1 protein-coding gene is annotated in these 12,000 nt (G+C 46.5%); it reads right to left on the bottom strand.

Annotation, left to right across the window (positions count from 1 at the left end):
- Positions 1-33: 33 nt before the first annotated feature.
- Complete coding sequence (gene bamA / locus OTK50_RS00135) at positions 34-11,982, bottom strand: bacillomycin D hybrid PKS/NRPS BamA (protein ID WP_266121814.1); 11,949 nt, start codon at positions 11,980-11,982, stop codon at positions 34-36.
- Positions 11,983-12,000: the final 18 nt, after the last annotated feature.

The following is a 12,000-nucleotide window of genomic DNA, read 5'->3' as shown; positions in this document are numbered from 1 at the left end:
ATTTTATATAATTTAAAGAAATAATGCTTTTCCCTAAAAGTTCAATTGAATAGAATCAAGCGCGTTCTCTTCTTCCTCATTGCTGCCGCTCAATCCGATATGTTCGATTAGAATGCTTGGCTGTTCCAAAATCGCCGATAGGATGTGTAAGTAGTCGTTTGATAAAACCTCGATTCTGCTTTTCTTAAACAGTTTTTTCGAATATTCAAACAGTCCGTGATAGTTGTCGCGGTCCGCCTGAATCGACAAGGTCAAATCGAATTTGGCAACCGGATGATGAAATGGATACGGCTTGAGTTGAAGGGAATCGAAAGTCAATTCAGCATGATCAAGATTTTGCAGCACAAACATCGTATCGAATAAAGGATTACGGCTTGAATCTTTTGGAAGATGCAGATGCTGAATTAATTCTTCCAATGGATAGTCTTGATTTTTATAGGCGTTCAGCATGTTTTCTTTTACTTCGTTTAAGTAGGCATCAAATGTTTTACGGCCCGCCGGGTGATTGCGAATGACTAACGTATTGACGAACATTCCCACGACCGGCTCTACATCCAAATGAGTCCGCCCGGCAGATGGCGTTCCTACGATAATATCTTCTTGTCCGCTGTATTTGGATAAAAGAATCGTATAGGCTGCCAATAAAATCATATACAGTGTTGCTCCTGTGTCTTCTTCCATTTGGCTTAAACGCTGTTTCAAGTGTTCGGGTATAAGAAATTCAAATGATTCGCCTTCGTAATCGCGTATGGCAGGTCTCTCATAATCCGCGGGAATATCCAGTACAGGAATATCACCGTGAAACTGATCCAGCCAATACGCTTCCTGGTTCTTGATGTTCCGTTTCTGAATGTCCGATTGCTGCCAAACTGCAAAGTCTTTATATTGAATAGAGAGCGGGTCCGGTTCGTTCCCCTCGTAGATTCGGCTTAAATCTTTCATCAGAATATTGACCGACACGCCGTCAGAAATGATATGATGCATATCAATCACAAGCACGTGCCGCGCAGGTTCAATTTCAATCAGTCCGGCCCGCATCAGCGGCGGTTTGGCTAAGTCAAACGCTTTGATGAAATCAAGCACACGATCTTCCGCTTCTTCTTCGCTAGCTTGAATTCGTTCTATCGCAAAGTCGACGTTCTGATGAATACGCTGTGCCGGCTCGCCTTCATATAAATCAAAGCTGGTCCGCAACGCTTCATGACGCGCGATTAATTTTCGGAAAGCGGTGTTTAACCGTTCGGGATCGATCGTCCCTTCCACATTCATGGCACCCGTCATATTGTAAGTCAGCTCGCCGCCTTCTGTGTGACTTAGCAAATACATCCGCCTCTGAGCTGAAGAAACCGGATAATATGGCATTTCCTTTGCAGCCGGAATCGGTACATATCGATTTTTGTCCATGTGTAACGCCTTGTCAGCCAATTGTTCAATGGTAGGAAACTTGAATATGTCTTTGAGAGACAGATTCACATCCAGCTCTTTGTGAATTCTGGCGGCTAAGGCAGCCGCTCGGATGGAGTTGCCTCCGAGATCAAAGAAATTATGTTTGATCCCCGCATGGCTTATTCCGAGCACTTCCTTCCATAAATCTGTCAGTTTGGACTCCGTCTCATTACCCGGCGGAATATATTCAGCCGTCTGCTGCAGACTCGCTTCCGGTGCAGGCAGTGCCTTACGGTTTATTTTCCCGTTGGATGTTAACGGCATATGCTCCAGATGGACAAAATAGGTCGGAACCATGTAGTCCGGAAGCTCCGATGACAATTGTTCCCTAAGCTGCGCAGCCGCTATAGGCTTGTCGCTTACGTAATACGCGCATAATTGTTTTAAGCCGTCTTCTTCTTCTTTCACTGTAACCGCGGCTTTTTGCACCGCTTCCGCGTTATGCATTGCTGCTTCAATTTCACCAAGCTCGATTCGGTGTCCCCTGATTTTGACTTGTTCATCAACGCGCCCAATATATAAAAGATTTCCGTCCTTCAATCGCTTAGCCAAATCCCCTGATTTGTACATCTTCGCTCCCGGGACATACGGGTTTTCAACAAATTTCTCTGCTGTTAAATCCGGGCGGTTCCAATACCCTCTGGCAACACCCGGTCCGCTGATATATATTTCGCCGATTACCCCGATCGGAACCAGGTTTCTGCTTGCATCGGCCACATAAATATCCGTGTTGGCAGCCGGAATGCCGATCGGTACAAATTCCCGCTTGTCCCGTTCTGCGTCGAAGTGATAAATCATACATCCGACGACAGCTTCCGTCGGTCCGTATTCATTGAAAATGTCCAGCCGGCCTTTAAACTGCTCGCTGACACTTTTGGCCAGACTGGTGCTTAAATTTTCTCCGCCGACAATCATTTTCCGTATTGCGGTGCCGCCAGCGATGTTCATCTCCTTGATAACGTGCAGATGTGCCGGGGTCAATTTGATCATGTCTATTCTTGAGTCCCGCATAATCTCAGAAAGCACAGCGCTTTTGTCTTCGCCATCAAAGACAATGATGGTATTTCCCGTAACCAGCGGTGTAAATATCGAGGTCACAGTCAGATCGAAAGAGATGGAAGAGTATAATGGGAAGTTGGTTTTCTCACCTCTTACATAAACCTCTTTCGCCCACCAAATATAATCAGCCAGCCCCTGATGCTCAATGAGTACACCTTTTGGATTTCCCGTGGAACCTGACGTATAGATCATGTAGGCCAAATCATGCGCATCGCTCTCCGATTCAAGATTCGAGTGATCCTCATGGTATGAGTTTTCCTCATCCAAAAGCACAATGTCACCATCATACGGTAATTGATCCAGCAGGCTGCGCTGTATCAACACAACCTCCGCTCTTGAATCTCTCAGCATATATTGGATCCGATCTTCCGGATATTCAGGATCAATGGGCACGTATGCGCCGCCGGCTTTCAGAACAGCCAAAATTCCGACAATCAGCTCGATCCGATGCGGGCTGATGATGGCAACGAATTGATCCGCTTGTACGCCTTTTGTCCGTAACGTCCGCGCCAATCGGTTCGCCCGTTCATTGAGCTGTCTGTACGTATACCGCTCATTGCCAAAAATAACGGCTTCATGATCGGGACTCTGTTCCGCCTGCATTTCAAACCACCGATATACCGTTTCCTTATGCGGATACGGCGTCTTTGTGCCATTACACTCCGTCAGCAGTTGATGACGTTCGGTTTCAGACAGCATAGGAACAGAAGACAATGTCATCTCCGGCTGCTCAGCAAGGCTGTTTAAAATGGCGGTATAGTGTCTGGTGATCTGTTCAATGGTGTCTTTTGTGAATCGTCCAGGTTTATAATCAAAATGCATCTCTATCTGTTGACCGGCATCTTCGATCGTGAGCATCAAATCATATAAAGAGACCCCTGGATTTCGTTCTTTCACTTTAAATGTACATTCATTGTGCCGGATTTCATGAAATTCAATGTTTTGAAACACAAACATCGTGTTAAACAGAGACTTTCCGGTTGTTTCCCGCTGTACATTTAATTTCTCCACAAGCCGGTCGAATGGATAGTCTTGGTTTTCGAAAGCGTCAAGCGTCTGCCGCTTTACTTCTTCCAGATAATCCGTAAACGTTCTATTGGCGTGCGGCTTCGTCCGGATTCCAATGGTTTGTATGAAAATACCGATGATCTTTTCGATATCCGGATGATTTCTTCCTGATGCAGGCGTGCCAACGACAACGTCTTCTTGTCCCGTATATTTATGAAGCAACACATTATAGGCGGCCAGAAGCACCGTATAGAGAGTAGTTTCCGCCTTTTGCGCCAAGTCTTGAAGCGAACGGATGACATCCGGCTGTAAGGAGCATGTCACACGCTGTCCCTCAGAAGACCGTTCTGCCGCTTTTGAACCGTCTGTCGGCAGGTCAAGGATGGGAATTTCGTCTTGAAATTGTTCCAGCCAATATGTCTCCTGCCGCTTCATGGCATCGTCATTCATCCGTTGGTTTTGCCATTCTGCGAAATCTTTATATTCAAATTCAATGTCCGGTAATGGTTTCTGATGATATAAAGCCAGCAATTCATTTGTAAGGATGTTGACGGAATAACCGTCCGAAATGATATGATGCATATCGATGAGCAGTTCGGCCTGCTCGTTTTCAATCTTGATCAGCTCCGCACGAACTAACGGAGCTTGGTCCAGGCGGAACGGTTTTACAAACCGGTCTGAATAGGCATCAAATTCATCCCGGCTCATTGTCCGGACATGAACGTTAAAATCAACTTCGTTTTCAAGTTTCTGAACGATATCGCCATCTATAATGTCGAAATACGTGCGAAACGCTTCGTGCCGCTGCATCACTTGTTGAAGAGATGAGATCAGGGCTTGCTCATCGTACTTCCCTGTTATTGATATGTGGCCGAACATATTTTGCGCCAGCTGATCCGGTTCCAGTTGGTGCAGGAAATATACTCTTTGCTGTGCCGGCGATGTCGGGTAATACGCTTTTTTCTCAGCAGTCTTCATCGGGAGGTGCACGACTTTCGTTTCGTTCTGAATGAAACGTGCTAATTCCTTAACAGTCTGGTGATTGAAAAATTGTCCGATGGAAACCTTTTGATGAAATGTCTTCTGAACTTTGGAAAGCATAAGCGTCGCCTGGAGTGAGTTTCCCCCCAGAGCCAGGAAGCGGTCTGATCTGCCGACCCGTTCAAGGCCGAAAAGTTCCTCCCAAATCCGCGCCAGCTGCCGCTCCGTTTCATTTACCGGCGCCTCGTAGGCTTCAGTAAAATTTGCCGTATTGCTTCCTATTGAAGCGATCCGCTTCTGGTGTTCGGCGTAAAGTGCTTGTAAATCATGCTGTTCTTCATCGGAAAACATCATCATGGCGTCAAGAGGGATTGAATCTCCCTCAACCATTTTTTGCAGCAATTTTGTAAAACCCGCTCCCCACTTTTTCATGATTTCCGGACTGACGACGTTCGTATTAAAGTCGAAATCAAGAACATATTCTTGATGCGCGTCTGTTATGTTAAGAAATAAATCGTACAGGGTGCGTTTTACCGGGTATGCAACAGGCTCCGCCTCCGCCTTTCCGAAATACAGCTTTCGAAAAGGTCTGTCTAAATTAAAGATAATACGCATATCCGGCATTTGATCGTGCGGAAGCTCTCTGGCCACCAGTGTCATCGGGACGGCTTGGTGCTGCATTGCAAGGTTCACGCTTTCTTTCATACTGCCAAGATAACCGGATAAAGTGCTTTCTGAAGAAGATGTGTTCTTCACCGGAATCATATTGACGCAATTTCCAATCAGATCATGCTGTTTCATATGCGATTGACCTGCAGCGGGGATCCCGATCACAAGGCCTGACTGTTTGGTAAGCCGGTGCAGAAAAAGATGAAATGCGCCCAGCATCGTCACAAATACGCTATTTTTCATCTGAATGCTTAATGACCTTAAAGCCTCGCTCAATGGCCGTCCAAGCCTGACGGTACACCGGTCTCCCTCATACCCGTCCGGATAACGGACAGAATCTGTGCTCGGCAGAATTGGCTGCTGTATCGGTTCAGAGAAATGACGCCGCCAATAACGGACCCCTTCTTCATACTGGCCGCTGTCAATCTGTGCCTGCTGCCAGTCTAAGTATTGGCGAAACGAAACATCTGCCTCTTTCGGTGAAATCGGTTTTCCTTGTACTATTGCCGCGTAGTTGCTCTCCAGTTCTTGAACAAAAACGGCGATTGACCATCCATCGGCAATGATATGATGGAACGTGAGCACAATCAGATGTTCATTGTGAGCCGATGTAAGCACATGGATTCTAAACAAAGGCTTTTGTTCATGGAAATGAAACGGCCGCTTGGCATCTTCTGTCAGCCATTTTTGGATTTCCGGCTCCCGATGTTCATGCGGGAGACCGGTAAAATCAATGACTGGTATTTCTATATTCATCCGTTCCTGCACTTGCTGTACCTCGTCATCGGGATGAATCACCGTACGTAAAGCTTCATGACGGTCAACGATATGCCGGACGGCTTGTTTTAATGGTGTATGCTGCAGTTCGCCCTTCACTTTCAGCATAATGGACTGGTTTAAAGCGGCGGAAGCTTCATTCCCGTAATGGGATGCCATAACCAACTGCTTTTGTTCAGGTGAAAGCTCGCGCGTCCCGGACTTTTTACGACCTCCGCCATCAGGGGAATCCGGGCCTTCCGGAATAAATCCGCCTCGGCGAAGATCCTCCACCGTGTCTTTCACCGCTTGAATAATATTTTCGATATCATCCGCGGTATGCGCCACAGACAAGAAGCAGTTGCGTCCCTCCCATACATAGACCCCTTTATAGTTGAGATGGTAAAAGAACAAGTCGTTATCAAGCGATGAGACAAACCGGAATAAAGAACCGAATCGAACCATGCGGATAGGCACTTGCGCTTGTTCGAAGCAGTGATTCAGCTCATCGACCAGGTAGGCTGTTTTTTGATTAAGCTGCTCATACAGATGTTCTCCTTCGGTTTGTAAATGGCGAAGGACGGCTAATGACATCCTCATGGTAAGCGGGTGAGTATTGAAGGTGCCGGCCACAAACGTGCGTTTCGCCTCGTCTTGCGGGTAGGAATCGTCCCCATACTGCCAGGTACCCCCGTCGATCGCATTCATGAACTCAGCTTTTCCGGCAACTACCCCTAATGGCTGTCCGCCGCCGATGATTTTTCCGTAGGTCACTAAATCAGCCTGAATGCCGAACCATTCCTGTGCGCCGCCAAGACCGATCCGAAATCCGGTAATAATTTCATCCATAATCAGAGCTGTTCCGGATTGCTGCGTGATCGCCCGCAATTCTTTCAAAAATGCCTGCGGCTGCAAATCCGGTCTGCGGCTTTGTACCGGTTCCACCAGTACGGCTGCCAATTCATCACCAAGACTGCGGATCACGTCCAGCGAATCGGGATTGTTGTAATGTAAAATAATCAAATCATCCATAAAGCTCTGCAGTATGCCCGGGGCCAGCGGATTCGCAGACGCAGCCCCGCCTTTTGTGCCGGCAACCCCTAATACGCCGTCAAACGTGCCGTGATAAGATCCCGAGAACGCCACGACTTTCTTTCTTCCTGTTGCCGCCCGCGCCAAACGCAGGGCAACCATGACGGCCTCTGTTCCGGAATTATAGAAAGCGACCCTTTCCACTCCGGTACATGTGCGGATCCGGTCGGCAACTTCACCGGCGACATCTGACATCGGGCCGAGCGGAGGCAATGATGAACGGGTTGAATCATCGATAACCTGTGTAATAAAGGAAGGATGATGCCCGAAAAGGTTAACCCCGAATCCCATGGTGATATCGATATATTCATTTCCGTCAATATCCCACATTTTAGAACCGTCAGAACGTTCGGCGATAATCGGGTATACGATTTCCTTCCAATACGAACGGAAGCTGGACAAATTGCGGTTGTTTGCATGAGCAAATCGGGTATTGTCCGTATATTGTTTGGAACCTTTCGTTTTATCTGCGTATTTCTTGATGAAATCTTCTAAGTATTGTTTTTGCCGTGCGGTATAGTGTCCCTGATCATTCAGGTTCTGAGGCTGGAAAGGAACATAGGGTTTCGCTTCTTGAGCCGCTTTCTGTTCTGCATTGACGGTCGGAGGCCCCTGCTTGACAGAAGGAATTGATTTGTCTTGCGCTTTAGCGTATTCTTTCTCATCGGAATGATGTCCGCTGTTTCTCAGCAAATTAAAGCTATTTAATTGAGCTTGCAAGGCATCCTGAATTAATTGATTTTGAGATGCGATTATTTTTTCGAGCGTATGCTCTTGATGACCATCTCTGCGATCCGATTCAGGCTGAGCTTCTGAAATGACCTGTTTTTCCTGCACCGGAACATTCTCTTGAGGCGGAGCGGATGCAAAGGACGATGGAACGGTATCAGCCAAGTAATCTATGACACTTTGAAGGTTGGTCAACGTATCAAAAAAACGATCCATCGGGATGTCTACCCCAAATTCGTCCGCGATGGCTTTTTTGACCTGTGACAGCATGATAGAATCCATTCCGAGCCCGATAAAATGAGCATTCAGATCGAGTTCCTCTCCCCTGATCCCTGAAGCATTGCTGATTACAGTTTTCAGGAAGGATTCAATATGTGCCTTCGATTGATTGATATTCAATGCCGCTTCTCCTCTCTTTTCGCCCTCGTTTAAGCGCAATTGGTCAGCTTCAGCCCAGCATCGGCTCCGTTCAAACGGATACAGGGGCAATGGTGTCTTTTGTACAGTTCCACCGGAATAAAGCGCGCGCCAATCGATAACGGCTCCTTGCACAAATAATTCTGCTGCGCGATGCAGCCATGTGATCCGTTCATCTTGCGTACGTAAACGCTGCTTAATCAGAGCGGCTGCTTGTTGATTCAGCTCTTCTTTATGAGCAGGCAGCATTTCCTTCATATTCTTGTAACCGATGTATACACCGGGAAGGTTTCTGTCTCCCTGAATCAGGCGGGTCAGCTTATCCGATAATTCTTGCTTACCGGATACAATCATGGCAATGCCATGATCCAAATGAGCCCTGCCCGTACTGGCTGTATAGCAAATGGACTTTAATGAAGCTTGGCTGTCATCCGATACATATTGCCGGTACTGCTGTGCGAGTTCATAGAGTGATTTTTCAGTATGAGCGGATAAAACAAATAGGTGCGGCCCATGTTCATCCTCGGGTGCATACTCACTTTGAGAAATATATTCTTCCAATACCACATGAGCGTTCGTTCCGCTAAAGCCAAATGAGCTGACTCCGCCTCGCAGCGGCTCATCACCGGATGTGAACTCCGAAACTTCCTGATTCACATAAAATGGTGATGAGTGAAAATGAATGAGAGGATTAGGTTCATTAAAGTGCGCTAACGGCGGATTTTTCTTGTGATTCAGCATGAGGACAGATTTGATCAGCCCGACGATGCCTGCCGCTTCAAACAAATGACCGATGTTCGATTTAACAGAACCAATCGCACAAAATTGTTTTTTTGCTGTATACTTTTCAAACGCTTTACAAAGCCCGTTAAATTCAACCGGATCGCCGAGCTTCGTTCCGGTGCCGTGCGCTTCGATGAAAGATAGCGTTTCAGGAGCAATGCCCGCGTCTTTCCAGGCCGTCTCAATGACCTCAGTCTGAGCTGCCGGATTCGGTGCTGTAATCCCGGCGGTTGTTCCGTCTTGATTCAGCGCGCTTCCCTTGATTACGCCGTAAATATGGTCTCCGTCGCGAACAGCATCCTGCAAAGGTTTTAGCAGGACTGCGGCCGCGCCTTCACCTGTGCCCGTGCCGTCTGAATCTTTACTGAACGTTTTCGTGTACCCGTCCGAAGATTCCATATCAAGTCCGATACAGATCGGCAAGAGCGATGTCCGGATACCGCCGGCAAGAGCCATTTCACAATCGCCGGACATTAAAGATTTACATGCCATATGAACGGCGGCAAGCGATGAGGAGCATGCCGTATCCACTGTGACCGCCGGCCCTTTTAGATTTAAGAAATAAGCGATTCGGCTGGCTAGCACGGAAGGGAGATTGCCCACAATATATTGATGAAGTTCCTCCGGATAATTCGCAGAAAGAAGACGTTCATAATCGTAGCCCACCTTCGAGTACCCCGCATATACCCCGACACGGCTCCCGTTCATGCTGCCGCCGGCATAGCCCGCATCTTCAATCGCATGCCATGCAGACTGCAAAAACAGTCTTTGGTTAGGGTCCATAAACTGAGCCGCTTTAGGAGCTAAACCGAAGAACGAATAATCAAAGCGGTCGATTTCATCTAAATAGCCGCCCTTCACAAACTGACTCTCATTGAATTCGCTTTGGATGGACTTTAAATAATCCGCCGCATCTTTCAGCCGGGATTCAGGGTATTCTCGAATGCAGTGCTCACCTTTTTCAAGCAGATTCCAAAAATCACTTTTCGTTGACGCTCCCGGGACATTGAGCGACATCCCGATAATGGCGATATCTTTCGGTGTCACATGGCTTGGTTTCGCTGCCGCGTCCTGCTTGATTTCAGCCCGGCTTTCAGACAGATATACCGCTAAATCAGTGATAGAAGGATACGTAAAGAGATCTGAAACGGCAAGCTCGCGTCCGAATTTCTGTTCTATGCGCTCGGCAATCTGCGATAACTGTAATGAATTTGCTCCCATATCAAAATAACTGTCAGCGAGGTGAACCTTTTTTCCATCGAGCACTTCGGAAAAGATAGACAGCAATTCCGTTTCTATCTCATGAATGGGTGTCTGTCCGGATGTTTCCGTGCTGCTCTCCAAACATTCATTGATGGCGGCAGACTCTGTTGAAAAATTCCCTGCCTCATACTGTCTGGCAAGTTCGTAGCGTTTAACCTTTCCGCTGGTTGTTTTAGGGAGTTTTCGGATCGGAAGGACTTCTTTTATGCTCCAGCCGCCCCGCTTGTACAAATGTTTTTTTATCTCTTTGACAAGCGGTGCAAATTTTTCAGGTGATTTTTTGTAAACAACAAAGAGCACGATTTCTCCGCTTTGTGTCTTTTGATCATATACACCGCAGGCGGCAACCCTTCCTAAGTCAACCTCTTCCATTTCAATCGCGACCCGTTCAATATCGTGCGGGTAGATATTTTTTCCGTTCACGAAAATAATGTCCTTTTCTCTTCCGGTTACGACTAAGTTACCACTTTCACTAATAAATCCGAGGTCTCCCGTTTTTACCCAGCCGTCAGAAGTCAGCGATTTTTCCGTACTCTCGGGGTTGTTGTAATACCCTTGCGTCACATTGTCTCCTTTGATTTGGATATGGCCGATGATTCCGTCTTCTACTCTTTCATTTGTTTCATCGGAGATCCGAAGCTGACAATAGTCAATAGGTTGTCCCACCTCGACGAATGAAGCGCAATTTTGGTCCTCTTTGCTGACTTTTACAGCTCTTTCACCAAGATTTAAATAGTCACGATGCAAATAAACAGGAACGAATTCTTTACCTATTTTAGAGAACGCTGCGCCAACCGAAGCTTCCGCTAAACCGTAAACATTCAAAATGGCGGATCTTTTCAGATTGAATGCTGCGCATCTTTTCAAAAATTCGTCACACAGCTCCGGCAATATCGGTTCTGCACCGTTTGCGATGACCTTGATGTGGGATAAATCCCAGTCTGGTTCGTTTTTCAGAAATTTAAGGAAGTAGTTGTACCCGAAATTAGGAGATGATAGAATACTGGCTTTATGTTCATGAGCTTTTTTCATCCAAAGAATAGGTCTGCGAATAAATAACTCTGTAGGCATTAGATTTTGATTGATTCCGGTTATGAAGGGAACAAGGTGGCAGGCGATGAGCCCCATATCATGCGTTAAAGGCATCCATGATAAGAAAGAGTCTTTCGAATGAACGTGTAGGGCATTCCCAATGGCGCACGTGTTATGTATTAAGTTGTGATGCGTTAACATGACTCCTTTTGGATCTCCTGTCGATCCGGAAGAAAATTGGATAAAGGCGAGTTCATCCGCATCAGGTTCATAAAATGAAGCGGGGTAATCGTAGGTTTGATCTTGAATGATGTCAGATTTTTCGTTTAATTGGTGATGGAAATCCTGTAAATCGTGTTCTGCAGCGTATTTCTTTATTTTGTTCAATACTTTTTCAGAGGCAATCAGAAACGGATGATTTAATATATTCCAAATGCGCCAGACCTTCAGCTTATGGTCATCATCTTCTCCGATACTGACCGGCACCGGAATCATTCCTCCTAATATACAAGCCCAAAAAGCAACGACAAATGATTTGTTTTCTTGGATTTGAAATACAATTTCCTGCTTCGGCTTAATGCCGAGATGCTGTAAATAGCCAAGATACCCTTGCGCCTCTTCAAACAATTGGCGATAAGAGACAACCGTCTCGTTTTTATCGGATTCGATAAAACGGATCCCGCGATCAGAGATATTGCTTCTTTCCCGAATGACTTCTACTAAGGTTTGGAATTGACTGGTATACATAGGTCCCCTCCTGGGCGC

The sequence above is a fragment of the Bacillus sp. NEAU-CP5 genome, from assembly GCF_026420705.1.
In the GTDB taxonomy this organism is placed as follows: Bacteria; Bacillota; Bacilli; order Bacillales; family Bacillaceae; genus Bacillus; species Bacillus velezensis.
Note: the sequence above shows the minus strand (reverse complement) of the source record. Positions and strands in the feature narration are given on the sequence as shown.